Genomic DNA, 17,809 nt, shown 5'->3' with positions numbered 1-17,809 from the left:
CTATAGCAATAAGGAGTTATATAGATGGAGTTCGTTGTTCCACCCGAATCAAGGGATGTGGTTTTGAAATTAGGTGTTGGTGATATCAACTTACCTGCGGAATTAGAATTTCGACCATATCAACGCGGCCTTCGGGAAGGCGTTGATATCGCGGTGCTGTTTGATGAAACAATCAATAATCCCAAGGGACCAGATATGGCTTTTCTGCGTTATGAGGCTGGCGCATATGTTCCTGGTCATGTCCATATGGGATTCGAAAGTGTTTTGGTTCTGCAAGGCGACTATATTGAGAACGGGCAAACTTTTACATCTGGCTCATTAATCGTCCGGGCGCCCGGCACTTGCCATAGCATGGCATCCAAAAACGGTTGTGTGATACTGGCCTCTCGTTACCAACCGGTTAAGCAGTTAAGTGAGTGATAAAATGAGACGGATTACAGCAAAAGCTGTGGCTGAGATGATCACAAATGACTCGGTTGTGATTCCTGGGGGATTTGGGTGTTGTGGGCACCCAGATCTACTAACTCAGGCCTTATCTGAGCGATTTTTCCGTGAACGACAACCAACAGGACTAACGTTACTTTTTGCGTCTGGTGCAGGTGATAAACAGGGAAACGGATTGGATAAACTTGCTCATCCCGCTCTAGTGAAACGCGCTATAGGTGGCTTCTGGGGATTCTGTCCAGCACTGACCAAGCTTGGCCGGAAAGGAGAGATTGAAGCTCACAATTGGCCAATGGGAGCAATTAGCCACCTGTTCCGCGATATCGCCTCAGGCTTGGATGGTCACTTTAGCCGAGTAGGATTGCATACCTTTGTTGATCCGCGCCATGAAGGTGGGGGGCTAACAAAGGATACTGCTTCCCTAGTTGAGGTTGTTACCGTCCGCAACAAAGAACTGTTGTATTATCCCAGCCCGGGTGCAGATTTCGCGTTGTTGCGGGGAACTTTGGCAGATGAGCACGGTAACATTTCGATGTCAGGAGAAGCTGCTCTACATGATGCATTCTGGCAGGCTATGGCGACTCGTAATTGCGGAGGGCGAGTGGCAGTTCAGGTTGAGAATATTGTACATTCTTTACCTGCTGAGCAGGTTGATATTCCTGGGCATTTGGTGGATTTCATCATTGAAACCAATGATCACCACTACCCTAGCTACGGAGCTGCTCAAAATATAACTACCGAACAGATGCCTGTACTGTCTCTGGAAAAAACACTTATAGTGAACCGAGCATGTACAGAGCCGATTCAACCTGGCGCGTTTCTAAATTTTGGGATTGGAATTCCTGCGTTGATTGGGAGAAGGCTGACCAACCGGAATGATCAGATTTATACATCTGTGGAATCAGGGGTGATAAATGGTAGGCCAAAAGAAGGTATAGCTTTCGGAGAGGTTTCAGATTTCAGTAGTATTGTTCAGCAATCTGATCTCTTTAGTTATTATAATGGCGGAGGAATTGATGTCGCGTTCCTAGGGTTTGCCGAAATTGATCAATATGGAAATATTAATGCCAGTGCTTTTGGAGAAAAGTTCACCGGTGCGGGAGGTTTTATTAATATTGTCAGCTCAGCCAAGAAGCTCGTCTTTTGCGGCACATTTACAACTAAGGGCTTACAATTAGAAATGCAAGGACACAATATATGCATTCGTAGTGAAGGGAAAATACCGAAGTTTGTCGAACGGGTTCAGCAAATAACTGTTGCCACTAACCATTCTGATTTTTGGGATAAAGACATCAGAATTATTACCGAACGAGCCGTATTTTCTTTACATAAAGGTGAATTTGTTCTGGAGGAGTTGACAGAAGGGATTTCTATTAACGACGTCCTTCAAGCAATACCATTTTCCATTAAGATTTCACAAAAAATTCGGCAATAGATAGAAAATTAGGATATTAGAAAGTGAAAACTAACATCGTTATTATTGGCGGTGGGGCTTCGTGCATATCTTTTATGGATGCCCTGTTGAAAAGAAACTTACAAGAAAAATTTAATGAATTGTCACTTACTATTTTGGAAAAATCTAGCGAGATTGGGCCTGGTAATGCTTATATCAGTGATTTAAGTTCGAATATTCTAAATACGAAAGCGGGTTATATCACAATTTTCAAAGATCATCCTGGTGATTTTTATAATTGGTTAGAATGTAATGAATATAAATGGAAACTAAATTTCCCTGATTTAAAAATAACTCGGGATACCTATGTTCCTCGTCCACTGTTCGGTATGTATATGAAGGATGCTTTTGCTTACATTTGTTCCTCTTGCCAACACAGAGGCGTTAGAATCAAAGTAATTCGTGATGAAGCCATTGAGATCGAGCAATTAGAAAAAAATAAAGTAAATGTTATAACTAAAAACGGTATTTCTATCGTGGCCGACAAAGTAGTGTTGGCTTGTGGAACACAGCAGCGATCTAGTATGTTACCTCCATACAGTCCTAACATAATTAGTACACCCTATCCTACTCAATACTTGAACCAAAAGATCAGTACTGATGAGAGCGTAGCAATTATAGGAGCTAGACTCAGCGCGATTGATGCTACCATCGGTCTCATTGAGAATGGTCACATTGGTCCGATAACAATTTATTCCCGTAGTGGTTATTTCCCTTGCGTGCGGGGAATACAAGGACGATATAAGAATGTCTACTTAACACCAGATTATATTGCCAAACATTACCCAAAACTTGATTTTTATACTTTAGGCTGTTTGTATCAGCAAGAACGAGAACACTACCAAATGCAATCCGGCGAAGATTATTTTGAAGATTTGCCTCTACCAACCAATCCGATTGATAATTTGGAAGAATTCTTGGTAAAGGAACTGGGTCTGGCTAAAAGAAATAGAGGTTGGCAGGCCATTCTATATGATACTAATGCCAGCATTGATCAGATGTGGGATCGTTTATGTGCTGAAGACCAAGAATTGTTTGTTAAACGATATCTTTCATCTGCAATGTCGATGAGAGTATCTATCCCGGTCGAAAATGCTGAAAAAATACTGAGTTACCTTCGCTCAGGACAACTGAAGTTTGTGACGGGTCCCTCCTCTGTAGGATTAAAAAACAATCAATTAGCGGTGCATTGTAATAATGTTAGTGTCCCGACTGATAAGGTCATTTATGCCGTAGGTAGCCCTAAATATCTCGATCAAATTGACTCGCAATTAATTCGCAATCTGATTGGTAGTGGCATTAGTGTAGAAAACAAGTTCGGTGGTATTGATGTCTGTAAGAACAATTACGGCTTATTTTGCAAAGAAGGTGAAATGAGCACAAATATTTTTGCTATCGGTGAACTGACCAGTGGTCGTTTTTTGTTTACAAGTGCTTTAGATATCATTATCCGACATGCCCATGCATGCGCCGCCAGTATTGAGAAATTTATTATTCAGCGTGATCGTTCCGAGTCACAAACCGGCTTTCAGGAGTTAGCATGAGTCTTTCCTTTATTCCTCAACCCACTCTGTTATTAGGGCCAGGCCCATCGCCAGTACATGAGTCAGTTCTAGCTGCTACATCACAACCGACTATCGGCCATCTTGATAGGCAGTGTTTTGTACTTATGAATGAAATCAAGCGGATGTTACAGCAGCTATTTCAAACGGATAATTCCCTAACTATCCCGTTATCGGGACCTGGTTCTGCTGGGATGGAGGCTTGTGTATCTAATCTAATTGAACCAACCGAAAAAGTCATAGTCTGTATCAACGGTGCTTTTGGAAAACGTATCGCAGAAAACTCTCGGAAAGTGGGAGGTAATGTGATTGAAGTGAGCGCTGTGTGGGGAAAACCTATTGAACCTAGTGTCCTGCGTACAACTCTGGAACAACATCCAGATGTCAAAGTGGTTTGTTTTGTACACGGTGAAACTTCTACAGGAGTGCTCAATGATGCAAAAGCACTGTGTGCCGTTGCTCATGAATTTGGAGCTTTGACGATTGTAGATGCGGTTACCTCGTTGGGAGGTGTCGAAGTTAAGGTCGATGAATGGGGTATTGACGCCATTTTCTCGGGAGCCCAAAAGTGCCTATCCTGCCCGCCAGGTCTGGCACCGATCAGCCTAAATCAGCGTGCAGTGAATAAGCTTCAGCAAAGAAAATCTCCGATTCCGAGCTGGTTTTTGGATTTATCTATGATCAACCGCTACTGGGATGTATCTTCTCGAGCTTATCATCATACTGCTCCAATCAACGCTCTTTATGGTTTACATCAAGGTTTGTTTAATGCCTTAAATGAAGGAAAAGAGGAGCTGATAAAACGGCATAGGCAATGTCATGAGTTGTTAGTAACCGGATTGGATGCATTAAATTTGAAACTGTTAGTCGATGAAAGCTACCAGTTACCTCAACTTACTACAATTATAATTCCTGGCTGGGTGGATGATTTAGCGTTTCGTAAGCAACTAATGGATGATTATCAAATCGAAATTGGCGGAGGCATCGGTGATTTAGCTGGGAAAGTTTGGCGTGTGGGGTTGATGGGTAATGGGGCAGTACCGGAGAATGTGGAGCAATTACTTTATGCGATGAATTCAGTCCTCCATTCTTGAGATGTTGGGTAAGCTTTCACTGAACTAGCTACATCACCGTAGAAAGTAGTAGTACTTATCGCGAAGGTACTCAACAACCGCGACTTTAGTCAGCGGTTGTTGAGTTTCCATTAAATACTCTATTGCGTACCAACGTTCGGTAAACTGTGGGCCTGGATACTGAAAAAAGCTCGGCCAAATCACCGATCGAATAATCACCCGTGCCGTGCATCCGGCATAATTCTTTCTGTTGCTTATTGGAAAGTTTAGTGTTGTGCTTTAATAAATTCGGACACTTTGGTGCACATGAGTACTGAGCATAATCACGTTTAGTGCAGCCGACTTCTGAAATTCATCATTTGATGAAATTCAAGTTGAGTCAGTAAATTGAGATGAGCGCACACTATTGATGATGAACCGTTATAATAAGCGAGATTTTCATAATCAAGAGAATATGCAGTGACCGAAAGTTATAGTGATAAATATTGGATGCGCCGGGCAATGGCGTTGGCTATGCAAGCACAGGCACAAGGTGAGATCCCTGTCGGCGCTGTATTGGTGGCAGATAACAAAATTATTTCGCAAGGGTTTAACCTTCCGATTACCGGGCATGATCCTACTGCTCATGCTGAGATTATTGCCTTGCGACGGGGTGGTATCCAATTGCAGAATTACCGTTTACTGAATACGACGCTATATGTCACTTTGGAACCCTGTGTCATGTGCGCAGGAGCAATGGTACACAGCCGGATACAGCGGCTTGTTTATGGAGCCAGTGATATGAAAACGGGCGCAGCAGGATCATTGATTGATATACTGCGTCATCCCGGCATGAACCACCAGATTGAAATTATCGGCGGTGTTCTGGCCGAAGAGTGTTCTACTATGTTGAGTTCTTTTTTTAAACAACGCAGGGAGCAACATAAGGCATTGAAGAAGATGTTGAAAGCTCAACAACAGAAAATGTCATAATCAGTTACAATCAAAAAACCAATTACGATTGACGTATTGTTGCAGATTGCGCCGATGTTGTCTCTTCCGGCGCTTTTTCATTGGAATCGGTTTTAGTGCCTTCCGCTTTATCATCTGTTATTTTATCACTTTCAGGTTGGGAGCCACTGGTTGTGTCCGCCGGCACTTCTTCTGCTATTTTCTCACGGTTGGCTTTTGCCTGTAGATATCCTTCCAAACTCAGATAGTAACGCCGGATATTTTCAACATAGCGATAAGCCTCATAGCCGCGGGCATAACCATAAGTCGTATTGGTATAGTATTTTTTCTTGCTGAGCAGGGGAAGGCGCGCTTTAACATCCAGCCAACTGTCAGGATTACCTTTTTGCACCGCCGTTAACTTACGAACATCAAGAATATGCCCGTATCCCATGTTATAGGCGGCGAGAGCGAACCAGATACGTTCATCTTCAGGAATGGTTTTTGGCAAGCGATCCATCAAATAGTGCAGATAAGCCATACCACCTTTCACGCTTTCTTCTGGGTCCAGCCGATCGTGGATCCCCGCCCATTCTGCCGTTGGACGAGTCAGCATCATCATACCACGAACGCCAGTAGGGGAGGTCGCTTGCGGATCCCAATGCGATTCTTGCCATGCAATGGCTGCCACTAATTGCCAATCCAGTGATCCCGCATATTTCTCAAAAATAGGCTTATATGTAGGCAAAATATTATTGATAGCACGGATAAAAGAGATGGTATCAAAATAGTCGAATGAATTGACATGGCTGAAATACTTTTCCTGTAGCCGCGACATAATGCTGTTTTCAGCCAGCATGCTGAAAAAATCAAGCATGGCGGAATAAAGACTATAATCATCATTGCGTTTTAAATACCAAGTCAGGGGACGTTCTTCACTGACATCAAAAGCAACTGCCAGATTGGGATGAACACGTTGTTGCAGGGCCAGACTGATTGAATCGCTGATTGTATAGTCGATTTTTCCCTCGGACACTTGTTCGAGTAACTGTTGTGTATTTTCGTGCGATGTCTCTTCCCAGGTTAAATCAGGATAAGATTTCTCTTTCCATTTTTTCAGTTCGCTTACATGGGCCGAACCCGCTGTGACGATGAACTTACCTTTTAAATCATTAAACGAACGCGGACGTGTTGTCCCTTTGCGATAAACCAGTTGTTGTAAGACTAAATAATAGGTTGGACCAGTGTGTGTCTGATCTAACCTTTCTTCATTGTAGATAAGGCCCGCAGCCAAGAAATCGGCTTTATCGTTTTCCAAATCGTCAAAAAGCTGATTAATGTTGGCGCGAAACTGAATGACAAGTTTCACACCCAGATAATCAGCAAACCGTTTGGTCAATTCATAGTCAAATCCTATTGGCTTATTTTTGCTGTTAAGAGAAATCAGAGGAGAAGAGATGGTATTAACCCGAAGTTCTCCTCGTGCCATAATTTTGTTTATCTGCTCCTGCTGTTTATTGGACCAATTAATGTTGAGACCAATAATAGCAGCGGAAAGGAGCGCGATAATAACGATAACAAAATAATTTATCTTTATATTACTCAAACAGTTATCTCTAGCCAGTGTGGTTAGGCTCCGTATGAAATGTAAGATAATAGCATGGTTAAATTTCCAGTAATCAAGAATTTTGCTGAATAAAATAGCGTAACGCAACTTGATTAAACCAATTTTAGAACTTCATTACGTACATTAATAGGGTGTTAAATAACCACGCAAACGGTTTCGTCGGGGAGAGCATTCCTCTATAATGTCTTCAGTTTCCCCTGAGGCATCAGTCAGGCTTTGCTTCTAAAATGAGAGAACCTATTATTATGGAAATTCTGCGTGGTTCGCCCGCTTTATCAGCGTTTCGTATTACTAAGCTCCTTTCCCAGTGTCAAGATCAGTGCCTTCCCGTTACAGAAATCTATGCAGAATATGTGCATTTTGCAGAAGTTAATCGTCCTATCACCGGAGATGAACGGGAAAAATTAAATCAATTATTAAAATATGGTCCCGCTTTGGCTGTGCGTGAGCCTAAAGGTCAACTACTGTTAGTCACACCTCGCCCGGGCACTATCTCTCCTTGGTCATCGAAGGCGACAGACATCGCTCATAATTGTGGACTGAATACGATTGTCCGTTTAGAGAGAGGAATTGCTTATTATATCCAATGTATTGAAATGAATACCACTCAGTGGCAAACCTTATCCGCGTTACTGCATGATCGTATGATGGAGAGTGTATTTACTCAGTTTCAACAGGCTGAAATATTATTTTCTCACCAAGAACCTACTCCATTGAAGCAAATTGATGTTTTGCAATCGGGACGGGCAGCACTGGAATCTGCCAATATTGAATTGGGATTGGCTTTGGCCGCAGATGAAATTGATTATTTGGTGAAGGCTTTTCAGATATTGGAACGTAATCCGACAGACATTGAGCTTTATATGTTTGCACAGGCGAATTCTGAACATTGCCGCCACAAAATTTTCAATGCAGATTGGGTTATTGATGGGCAGGCTCAACCTAAGTCTCTGTTCAAGATGATAAAGAACACATTTGAACAAACGCCGGATTACGTGCTTTCTGCTTATAAAGATAACGCGGCCGTAATGGAAGGCTCTCATGTTGGTCGCTTTTTCCCTGCCCTTGAAACCGGGATCTATGATTACCACCAAGAACCCGTCCATATCTTGATGAAAGTTGAAACGCATAACCATCCGACTGCGATATCACCGTGGCCGGGTGCTGCGACAGGTTCAGGAGGGGAGATCCGGGATGAAGGAGCGACAGGACGAGGTGCTAAACCCAAAGCTGGATTGGTCGGCTTTTCAGTATCAAATTTGAAAATCCCTGGATTTGAACAGCCGTGGGAAGAGAATTTCGGTAAGCCTGAGAGAATTGTCAGTGCTCTGGACATTATGCTGGAAGGCCCGTTAGGTGGCGCGGCTTTCAACAACGAATTCGGGCGTCCGGCGTTGCTGGGATATTTCAGAACCTATGAAGAAAATGTATATTCCCATAATGGTACAGAGCTGCGTGGTTATCACAAACCCATCATGCTTGCGGGGGGTATTGGAAACATTCGTGAAGAGCACGTTCAGAAAGGAGATATCCCGGTTGGCGCAAAACTTATTGTGCTGGGCGGGCCAAGCATGAATATCGGCTTAGGGGGCGGCGCAGCATCGTCAATGACCTCAGGTCAATCCGATGCTGATTTGGATTTTGCGTCTGTGCAACGGGATAATGCAGAGATGGAGCGCCGTTGCCAGGAAGTCATCGATAGTTGCTGGCAGCTGGGAGACAAAAACCCAATTCTGTTTATCCATGATGTAGGTGCTGGTGGATTATCAAATGCCATGCCTGAGTTAGTCAATGATGGCGGTCGAGGCGGTCGTTTTGAGCTACGTGATATTCTGAATGATGAGCCGGGAATGAGTCCATTGCAGGTATGGTGCAATGAATCTCAGGAGCGTTATGTTCTGGCCGTGGCACCCGAACAACTTACCCTGTTTGAAGAATTGTGCCGTCGTGAGCGTGCTCCTTATGCTGTGATTGGAGAGGCTACGGAAGAACGACATCTGCTGCTGAATGACAGACATTTCGAGAACCAGCCAATCGATATGCCTCTGGATGTTTTACTCGGCAAGACACCAAAGATGTTGAAAAATGTACAGGTTTTGCAAGCTCATGGAAAAAGTCTTGAGCGTAAGAGCATTGATCTCGCGGAAGCGGTAAAACGAGTCCTGCATTTACCTGCTGTTGCCGAGAAAACATTCCTGATTACAATTGGCGATCGTTCCATAACAGGCATGGTTGCCCGCGATCAAATGGTTGGCCCGTGGCAAATTCCTGTTGCGGATTGCGCTGTGACTACAGCCAGTCTTGATAGCTATTATGGTGAAGCCATGTCAATAGGTGAGCGCGCTCCAGTTGCATTACTGGATTTTGCTGCTTCGGCACGCATGGCTGTCGGGGAAGCGCTGACCAATATCGCTTCTGCTTACGTGCAGGATCTGAAACGAGTGAAGTTATCCGCTAACTGGATGTCAGCATCAGGCCATGCAGGTGAAGATGCGGGCCTGTATGCTGCGGTAAAAGCTGTGGGAGAAGAATTGTGTCCTGCACTCGGCCTGACCATTCCGGTAGGCAAAGACTCTATGTCAATGAAAACCCGTTGGAATCAGGATGGAGAAGAGCGTGAAATGACTTCGCCACTTTCATTGGTTATCAGTGCATTTGCTCGTGTGGAAGATGTACGTTGCACAGTGACGCCAGAACTATCTGCGGAAGATGATAACGCATTGCTGCTAATCGATTTGGGGCAAGGGCAGAATGCCTTGGGAGGAACCGCATTGGCTCAGGTTTATCGCCAGCTTGGTGATAAAACCGCAGATGTTCGTGACGTTGAGCAACTAAAAGGCTTCTTCAATGCAATTCAGCAATTGATTGCAGAACAAAAACTGTTGGCTTATCACGACCGCTCTGACGGCGGCCTGCTGGTAACATTAGCAGAAATGGCTTTTGCCGGACATTGTGGGCTGCATGCTGATATCAGTGCTTTTGATGAAGATGTTTTGGCTGCTCTGTTTAGCGAAGAATTAGGGGCAGTGATTCAGATTCGGGAAACGGACAGGGAGTGGGTTGAAAATCTACTGGCAGATTATGGTTTGAGTGAAAACGTACACTATTTAGGTAAAGCTCAAACAGGCGATAATTTCGTCATTTCCAGTAAAAATATGGAAGTTTACCGCCAAAATCGCAGCACTTTGCGTTTATGGTGGGCAGAAACAACATGGCAGATGCAAAGTTTACGTGATAATCCTGAATGTGCTGACCAAGAACATCAGGTGAAACAGGATGTGAACGATCCCGGTTTGAATGTGAAGTTATCTTTTGATCCTGGCGAAGATATTGCAGCCTGTTACATTTCGAAACAGATACGACCACGCGTTGCCGTGCTACGTGAACAGGGCGTTAACTCTCATATTGAGATGGCGGCTGCATTCCACCGCGCCGGTTTTGAGGCCGTAGATGTTCACATGAGTGATTTGTTGAGTGGCCGGATCACGCTTGAGCAATTCCAAACATTAGTCGCTTGTGGTGGCTTTTCATATGGAGATGTACTTGGTGCGGGTGAAGGATGGGCGAAATCCATTCTGTTTAATTCACGGGTACGCGATGATTTTGCGAATTTCTTTGCAAGGCCGGATACTTTGGCACTTGGGGTGTGCAACGGTTGTCAGATGATGTCTAACCTGCATGAACTGATTCCGGGTACAGAGCACTGGCCTCGTTTTGTCCGTAACCGTTCAGAACGCTATGAAGCACGTTTCAGCTTAGTGGAAGTGGCAGACAGCCCTTCACTGTTCTTGACAGAGATGGCAGGTTCTCGTTTACCAATTGCCGTTGCCCACGGTGAAGGCCAGGTGGAATTCAGAAACAGTCAAAGTTTGCAGGAACTTGAAAAACACCAGCAGGTAGCACTGCGCTTTGTGGATAACTACGGTTCGGTGACTGAAAATTATCCGGTAAACCCGAATGGCTCTGTCAATGGCATTACCTCAGTTACCAGCCTTGATGGTCGAGTCACAGTGATGATGCCTCATCCTGAAAGGGTATTCCGTACTGTCAGTAATTCCTGGCATCCTAAAGAGTGGGGAGAAGATAGCCCGTGGATGCGTATTTTCCGCAATGCACGTAAACAATTGGGGTAATTCATCTCTGCATTTTATGCTGAAAAGGCCCTGAAAATTTCTCAGGGCCTTTTTAATAAAAGTATTTCGTCGTCGATTTGGCATTGTTTTGGCATTGTTGATGAATGTTATTATCAGTGTTTCCATATTGAGACAACGTGATTTCTGATGTCTCAAATAGGAGACATTTAATAGCATGATATTAATGAGAAAATATCTAAGTATGGCTAAGTGTCATAAATTGACGACAAAAATGCAGATCAGGCACCATAAAATTTTAATCAGAAAAATAAATGAATATATTTATTTTTAAATTAACAATAAAATCAATGCATTAAAAAAATATTTTACAAGTTGGCACGCAATGTGCTTAATACAGGCCAGTTGCTCATTCAATTTTTTATGTCGGCCCGCAATTAGGTGGAAACATGCCACATAAGCCCAGAATGATGCCGAAGTAAGGTGCCTACCGTCCACTTAATGATACTCGCTTTCGGGCTTTATCAAACACAGGGCGACACGTGGAGTGAGGCACCACCTATATGCTATAGGTTCATCAGGTAGCATGAGGTTCCTCACTGGCGGGATAGTAAACAAAGTTACTATCCCGCCGTCATTATTACAGGTGACTCCTGTCCATCGTGTTTATGTACGTACCCACGTAACTTCAAACCATCCACTATTTTCAATTATTATTTTCAAACGTTTTCAAAAAAGAAGAGAAAGAGTAACTTTAGAATTCATCATTTGGCAGACGTTCTTCTTTGTTTTATGCCAATTGGCATCAATGTAATTGCAGGTTATAAGATGATTTCTTTGAAAAAATGGCGTTTATTTCCGCGCTCACTGCGTCAATTGGTTGTAATGGCTTTCTGGCTAGTATTATTGCCATTATTGGTGTTGGCTTATCAGGCTTATCAGAGCCTCGACCAGCTCAGTACTCACGCCGCAGAAATCAATAGCTCTACCCTGGCGGATGCCCGTCGTAGCGAAGCGATGAGTGGCGTTGTCTTTGAGATGGAACGCAGTTACCGCCAATATTGTGTATTAGGTGATGCCAGGCTGGAGAAACTTTATCAGCGTCAATATCGTCAATATACGAGTATGCTCGGCAATCAGATAACCATGCTGGGTAATACTGAATATACAAAAAAGTTTAACGAATTACTGGCAGGCTTGACCAAAATTTCCTGTAACAACGGTGTCCCAGAACCTACCTCATCCAAATTACTTGAAGAATTTTCTACCACTAATAATCTTCTGGTACAGGAAATCCGTAAGATCATTTTTAGTCGGGGTGAACAATTACAAAAAGATATTGCAGATAAAGGACAATTCTTTGGTTGGCAGAGCCTTATCTTATTCTTGCTAAGTGCATTCTTGATAACTCTATTTACACGCATGATCATCGGGCCAGTGAAACGTATCGAACGGATGATCAATCGGTTGGGAGAAGGGCAGTCATTAGAAATTGAGTCCTTTAAAGGCCCACGGGAATTGCGATCACTGGCACAGCGTATTATTTGGCTGAGCGAGCGTTTATCTTGGCTGGAATCTCAGCGGCATGAATTTTTACGCCATATCTCCCACGAATTGAAAACACCTCTGGCAAGTATGCGTGAAGGTACTGAGTTATTGGCGGATGAAATAGCAGGGTCACTGACAGAAGATCAAAGAGAAGTCGTGAGCATTCTGGATAGCAGTAGCAGGCATTTACAGCAGCTCATTGAACAACTGCTCGAATATAATCGAAAATTGGCAGATGGTGCCGCAGAACACCAGATTGTGTCTTTAAAAGAAATTGTGGATGGTGTTGTATTATCGCATCAGCTACCGGCACGCACAAAAAATATTCATACGGAAATTCAATTAGATATGGATATGTGCTGGGCGGAACTAAATTTATTGACAAGAGTGATTGATAATCTCTACTCCAATGCAGTGCACTATGGCGCTGAATCCGGTAACATCTGGATTGCCAGTCGGCAAGTGGGAAAAAATCTTCAGATCGATATTGCCAATACAGGAACGCCTATCCCTGAATTAGAAAAGAGTATGATTTTTGAGCCGTTTTATCAAGGAAAGCTCCAGCGAAAAGGGGCAGTGAAAGGAAGTGGGCTTGGCTTGAGTATTGCGCAAGATTGCATTAAACAGATGAGGGGAGAGCTTCATTTGATAGAACCCGAATTTGCTGACGTATGTTTTCGAATTGAACTGCCATTAACCGCAGAGAATGACTAGATAATATGTATAACAGATTTATTTACCGCTTTATGACGAAGACGGAACAGCAGGGTATTGTGACTCAGCCGGTTTTGGCCCGGGTTCCGGTTTTACGTTTTCGTACCGTGTTGTTATTGCTCGTTCCCTATTTACTGGCCGGGTGTGCTAAAACGAGCGGAACAGATAAATTGGCAACAATTGCGGAATCTATTCTACCGGAGCAGCATGTCACGGATTACCGTTTTAAAGAGTGTGATGTAATCTGGGATATGACGAAACCAAAGGCACTGGAAAACGGGCTTTATTGGCTGAGACTTATAGATTGTACGGATCGGCTGTCTTCAGCAGATGCTCGTGAGATGGCAAAAAATTTCACTATGACTGATTGGGAACAGGTATTTAAACAGAGTATCCTGATTAACAGGGCTACGCCTGCATTAGCTGAACGCCGGAAAATTGTCGAAAACCTCAACCAGTATAGTGTCCAGTTTCCTGTTGCTTTGCGGCCATTATTACAATTGTGGCGTGAACAGCAATACTTGAAAATTAACCTCGCCGAAGAAAGAACTAAATTCCAGCGGCTCCAACTCGACAGTGATAACAAAATAGATCGCTTGAAAGAGATTCGGGCTCGCTTAGAATATGATCTTCGCTCAATATCCCGCAAACTCGAAAATCTGACAGATATCGAACGTCAGCTTTCCTCCCGCAAACAAGATCAGAGCAATGCTGCTACTTCCGGTGATATAGGTAACGTGAGTAACACAAACTCCCCATCCAGTAAATTGATACCGGAAGATAAATCAGCAACAAGCCTGGAGCTTAAAACAGAAATTAACTCTCCAGAAGAAAAAGGAGCTGAATAATAATGACAGTACGCAATCCCGCCCATCTTCTCTTAGTTGATGATGATCCTAGCTTGTTAAAATTATTGGGAATGCGTCTGACCAGCGAAGGTTTCCGTGTCACGACCGTTGAGAGTGGTCATGAAGCATTGCGAATGTTGGTGAAAAAAAAAGTAGATTTAGTGATCAGCGACTTGCGCATGGATGAAATGGATGGAATGGCATTGTTTGCTGAAATACAGAAACAACATCCTGGCATGCCAGTGATCATTTTGACCGCACATGGTTCTATTCCTGATGCAGTAGCGGCAACTCAGCAAGGCGTATTTAGTTTTTTGACCAAACCCGTTGATCGTGAAGCACTTTATAAAGCCATAGATGCAGCACTGGAGCTATCAACACCCGCTGTAGATGGGCAATGGAACGAGCAGATTGTAACCCGCAGTCCTTTGATGTTACGTCTGTTGGAACAGGCAAAGATGGTGGCTCAATCGGATGTCAGTGTCCTGATTAATGGGCAAAGTGGAACCGGTAAAGAAGTAGTGGCTCAAGCTATTCACCGGGCAAGTCCCCGGGCGAAAAAGCCTTTTATTGCGATTAACTGCGGCGCTTTACCTGAACAGCTGCTTGAATCTGAATTATTTGGTCATGCCAAAGGCGCATTTACTGGCGCGGTCAGCAGTCGGGAAGGGTTATTTCTGGCGGCTCAGGGAGGAACATTGTTCCTTGATGAGATAGGTGATATGCCATTGGCGCTGCAAGTAAAATTATTGAGAGTTTTGCAGGAGCGCAAAGTTCGTCCGTTGGGGAGTAATCGTGACATAGACATTGATGTCAGAATTATTTCTGCTACTCACCGTGATTTGCCAAAGGCGATGCAACGAAATGAATTTCGTGAAGATCTCTACTATCGATTGAATGTCGTTAACCTGAAAATCCCTACACTGAATGAACGTGCGGAAGATATTCCCCTATTAGCCAATTATCTATTGCGGGTATCAGCCAAACGTCACAAACCCTTTGTTCGCAGCTTTTCCACTAATGCGATGAAATGTCTGATGGCGGCAAGTTGGCCGGGTAATGTTCGTCAATTGGTTAACGTGATTGAGCAATGTGTCGCATTGACAACTGCTCCTGTAATCAGTGATGCGCTAGTGATACAGGCACTGGAAGGGGAAAATACGGCATTGCCGACATTTGTGGAAGCTCGTGGGCAATTTGAACTGAATTATCTGCGCAAATTACTGCAAATAACCAAAGGCAATGTAACACATGCTGCTCGCATGGCAGGGCGTAACCGGACTGAATTCTATAAATTGCTGGCCAGGCATCAGTTGGATGCCAGTGATTTTAAAGAATAACTTTTTGACCATTTCAAAAACCCTTACACTGAATAAAAATTGTATATATTTAATATACCTAATGAATTTCAGATTGCAGCGTGGCACCAATGCTGAAATTTGAAAGACGAAGGGATAGATGCGCTGTCTTGCTAAGACGAAGTAAGATAGATAGATGAATTATGGCCCAGGAGAGCCGCATTCTATGAGTCGTACTCTTAATATCGGTCTTGCCCAGTTAAATTGGCTGGTGGGAGACATCGAAGGCAACTGCGAGCGTATGTTGCAAACAGTCAAGGAACAGCAAGAAAAAAATGCTGATCTGGTTATGTTTTCAGAACTGGCACTGTCTGGCTATTTTCCTGAAGATTTACTGTTCCGTCCCGATTTGCATCAACGTTGCCGTGAACAATTGATACGTTTGCAGGAAGCAAGCTCTCAGGTCGCTATTTTAGTGGGGCATCCGTGGCAACAAGATGGCAAACTCTACAATGCCCTTTCACTGTTTTGGAAGGGTGAAGTTGTTGCCAGATATTTCAAGCAGTTACTGCCAAACTATGGCGTCTTTGATGAAGAACGTTATTTCAAGGCGGGTAAGCAAAGCTGTGTAATACCATTTAAGGGTTATAATCTTGGTTTATTGATTTGCGAAGACTTGTGGTTTGATGCGCCAATTGATGCCCTGAAACAGGCTGGTGCAGAAATTGTTCTGTCGATTAATGCTTCTCCTTATAATCGTGAAAAACCGAATATTCGCAGTACCTTAATTAAATCCCATTGCCAGCGCACTCAACTGTCGATCATCTATCTCAATCAGGTTGGCGGACAAGATCAGCTTATCTTTGATGGTTGCTCAAAGGTTTTTGATACAAATGGTGAAATTACCCATCGTATGGCAGCTTTTGAAGAGCAGATTGAACAATGCCGCTTCAATGACATGAATATTGAACCGATGGCGAACCCTACACCTCAGCTGCCACTGCTTGAACAAATCTACAAGGCACTGGTGCTCTCTGTTCGTGACTACGTACAGAAAAATGGTTTCAAAGGCGCTTTGCTTGGCTTATCCGGCGGGATTGATTCTGGTTTGACATTGGCGATTGTTGTAGACGCGCTAGGTAAAGAGCACGTGCAGGCGGTTATGATGCCATTCCGCTATACCTCAGAGATGAGCATCCACGATGCCAGGGAACAAGCAGAAATGCTGGGTGTTGAGTTTGATTTGGTATCCATCGAACCTATGTTTGATGCGTTTATGGCGCAACTTGAACCGATGTTCGCGGGAACAGAAAAAGATACAACAGAAGAGAATTTGCAGGCCCGCTGTCGTGCAGTTATTTTGATGGCGATGTCAAACAAACACCGCCGCCTTGTATTGACGACCAGTAACAAAAGCGAATCAGCAGTAGGATACTCCACTTTGTATGGCGATATGGCGGGGGGCTTTAATGCGTTGAAAGATGTGCCAAAAACGATGGTATTTGCATTGTCCGAATACCGCAATACAGTATCTCCGGCTATCCCTCAGCGGGTAATAGATCGTCCACCTTCTGCGGAACTGGCACCGGATCAGCTGGATCAGGATAGTTTGCCGCCATATGACATGCTGGACGCTATCCTCGAAGGATATGTTGAAAAAGACAAATCAGTGGCTGACTTAGTAGCTGAAGGTTTTGATGAAGCCATTGTTCGCAAAGTGATCCGACTGGTTGATATTAACGAATATAAACGTCGTCAGGCACCTATTGGCCCACGTATTACACAACGTGATTTTGGTAAAGACCGTCGCTACCCGATTACTTCTGGTTTCGGGCATAAGAACTGGTAATAACAGGAAAACTTCATGAAAAAGATTGATGCAATTATCAAACCTTTCAAGCTGGATGATGTACGTGAGGCTCTGGCTGAAGTGGGGATCACTGGTATGACCGTGACAGAAGTAAAAGGGTTTGGTCGCCAGAAAGGACATACTGAGCTTTATCGCGGTGCGGAATATATGGTGGATTTTCTGCCAAAGGTCAAAATAGAAATTATTGTACCGGATGATATTGTTGATACCTGTGTCGAAACAATCATGCAGACCGCACAAACCGGCAAAATCGGTGATGGCAAAATTTTTGTTTTTGATGTTGCCCGTGTTGTGCGTATCCGTACTGGTGAGCAGGACGAAGAAGCGATTTAACTGAAATTCCGAAAAAAG

13 protein-coding genes are annotated in these 17,809 nt (G+C 43.7%); 11 read left to right on the top strand and 2 right to left on the bottom strand.

The annotated features are described in order from the left end of the window. Nucleotides 1–24: 24 nt before the first annotated feature. The 4 genes from BM329_RS00210 to BM329_RS00195 are packed head-to-tail and all read left to right on the top strand — an operon-like array spanning nt 25 to nt 4,553. Nucleotides 25–420, top strand: a complete 396-nt coding sequence (locus tag BM329_RS00210; protein ID WP_092547248.1) for a cupin domain-containing protein — start codon at nt 25–27, stop codon at nt 418–420. Then, nucleotides 413–1,879 (top strand): CoA-transferase, encoded by a 1,467-nt coding sequence (locus BM329_RS00205; RefSeq protein WP_143101186.1) that lies wholly within the window; start codon nt 413–415, stop codon nt 1,877–1,879. Before BM329_RS00210 ends, BM329_RS00205 begins: the two co-directional genes overlap by 8 nt. Before the next feature lie 23 nt (nt 1,880–1,902). Further along, entirely contained in the window at nt 1,903–3,441 is a 1,539-nt protein-coding gene (locus BM329_RS00200; protein WP_092547244.1) for an FAD/NAD(P)-binding protein, read from the top strand. Next, nucleotides 3,438–4,553 (top strand): pyridoxal-phosphate-dependent aminotransferase family protein, encoded by a 1,116-nt coding sequence (locus tag BM329_RS00195; protein WP_092547242.1) that lies wholly within the window; start codon nt 3,438–3,440, stop codon nt 4,551–4,553. The genes BM329_RS00200 and BM329_RS00195 overlap by 4 nt, the downstream gene beginning before the upstream one ends. An 85-nt stretch (nt 4,554–4,638) precedes the next feature. Here BM329_RS00195 and BM329_RS15155 read toward each other — a convergent pair whose 3' ends face one another. Further along, nucleotides 4,639–4,884, bottom strand: a complete 246-nt coding sequence (locus tag BM329_RS15155; RefSeq protein ID WP_143101192.1) for a helix-turn-helix domain-containing protein — start codon at nt 4,882–4,884, stop codon at nt 4,639–4,641. Nucleotides 4,885–4,991: 107 nt separating this feature from the next. On the opposite strand from BM329_RS15155, the gene tadA reads away from it, so the two are divergent. Beyond that, entirely contained in the window at nt 4,992–5,504 is a 513-nt protein-coding gene (tadA, locus tag BM329_RS00185; protein WP_092547238.1) for a tRNA adenosine(34) deaminase TadA, read from the top strand. Between the two features lie 22 nt (nt 5,505–5,526). Here tadA and mltF read toward each other — a convergent pair whose 3' ends face one another. Next, entirely contained in the window at nt 5,527–7,068 is a 1,542-nt protein-coding gene (gene mltF / locus BM329_RS00180) for a membrane-bound lytic murein transglycosylase MltF (RefSeq protein WP_245758976.1), read from the bottom strand. Between the two features lie 266 nt (nt 7,069–7,334). On the opposite strand from mltF, the gene purL reads away from it, so the two are divergent. The 6 genes from purL (at nt 7,335) to glnB (ending at nt 17,791) form a co-directional block, all read left to right on the top strand. Beyond that, nucleotides 7,335–11,222: a phosphoribosylformylglycinamidine synthase gene (gene purL, locus BM329_RS00175; protein WP_092547236.1), complete on the top strand. Its 3,888-nt coding sequence runs from the start codon at nt 7,335–7,337 to the stop codon at nt 11,220–11,222. Nucleotides 11,223–12,008: 786 nt separating this feature from the next. Beyond that, nucleotides 12,009–13,442, top strand: coding sequence for a sensor histidine kinase (locus tag BM329_RS00170; protein WP_092547451.1), 1,434 nt, complete (start codon nt 12,009–12,011; stop codon nt 13,440–13,442). 5 nt (nt 13,443–13,447) lie between these two features. Then, nucleotides 13,448–14,290: a two-component system QseEF-associated lipoprotein QseG gene (gene qseG, locus BM329_RS00165; protein WP_245758975.1), complete on the top strand. Its 843-nt coding sequence runs from the start codon at nt 13,448–13,450 to the stop codon at nt 14,288–14,290. Nucleotides 14,291–14,292: 2 nt separating this feature from the next. Next, nucleotides 14,293–15,630 (top strand): two-component system response regulator GlrR, encoded by a 1,338-nt coding sequence (gene glrR / locus BM329_RS00160; RefSeq protein ID WP_092547234.1) that lies wholly within the window; start codon nt 14,293–14,295, stop codon nt 15,628–15,630. Between the two features lie 184 nt (nt 15,631–15,814). Beyond that, entirely contained in the window at nt 15,815–17,437 is a 1,623-nt protein-coding gene (locus tag BM329_RS00155; RefSeq protein ID WP_092547232.1) for an NAD+ synthase, read from the top strand. A 15-nt stretch (nt 17,438–17,452) separates the two neighbouring features. Beyond that, complete coding sequence (gene glnB, locus BM329_RS00150) at nt 17,453–17,791, top strand: nitrogen regulatory protein P-II (protein WP_049584201.1); 339 nt, start codon at nt 17,453–17,455, stop codon at nt 17,789–17,791. Nucleotides 17,792–17,809: the final 18 nt, after the last annotated feature.

The sequence above is a fragment of the Xenorhabdus koppenhoeferi genome, assembly GCF_900116635.1.
GTDB lineage: Bacteria > Pseudomonadota > Gammaproteobacteria > Enterobacterales > Enterobacteriaceae > Xenorhabdus > Xenorhabdus koppenhoeferi.
This window is presented reverse-complemented; position numbering and strand designations above follow the sequence as displayed.

Coding starts and splice junctions, on each gene's coding strand:
- BM329_RS00210 (WP_092547248.1), top strand. CDS start 25: ATGGAGTTCGTTGTTCCACCCGAATCAAGGGATGTGGTTTTGAAATTA.
- BM329_RS00195 (WP_092547242.1), top strand. CDS start 3,438: ATGAGTCTTTCCTTTATTCCTCAACCCACTCTGTTATTAGGGCCAGGC.
- purL (WP_092547236.1), top strand. CDS start 7,335: ATGGAAATTCTGCGTGGTTCGCCCGCTTTATCAGCGTTTCGTATTACT.
- BM329_RS00170 (WP_092547451.1), top strand. CDS start 12,009: ATGATTTCTTTGAAAAAATGGCGTTTATTTCCGCGCTCACTGCGTCAA.
- qseG (WP_245758975.1), top strand. CDS start 13,448: ATGTATAACAGATTTATTTACCGCTTTATGACGAAGACGGAACAGCAG.
- glrR (WP_092547234.1), top strand. CDS start 14,293: ATGACAGTACGCAATCCCGCCCATCTTCTCTTAGTTGATGATGATCCT.
- BM329_RS00155 (WP_092547232.1), top strand. CDS start 15,815: ATGAGTCGTACTCTTAATATCGGTCTTGCCCAGTTAAATTGGCTGGTG.
- glnB (WP_049584201.1), top strand. CDS start 17,453: ATGAAAAAGATTGATGCAATTATCAAACCTTTCAAGCTGGATGATGTA.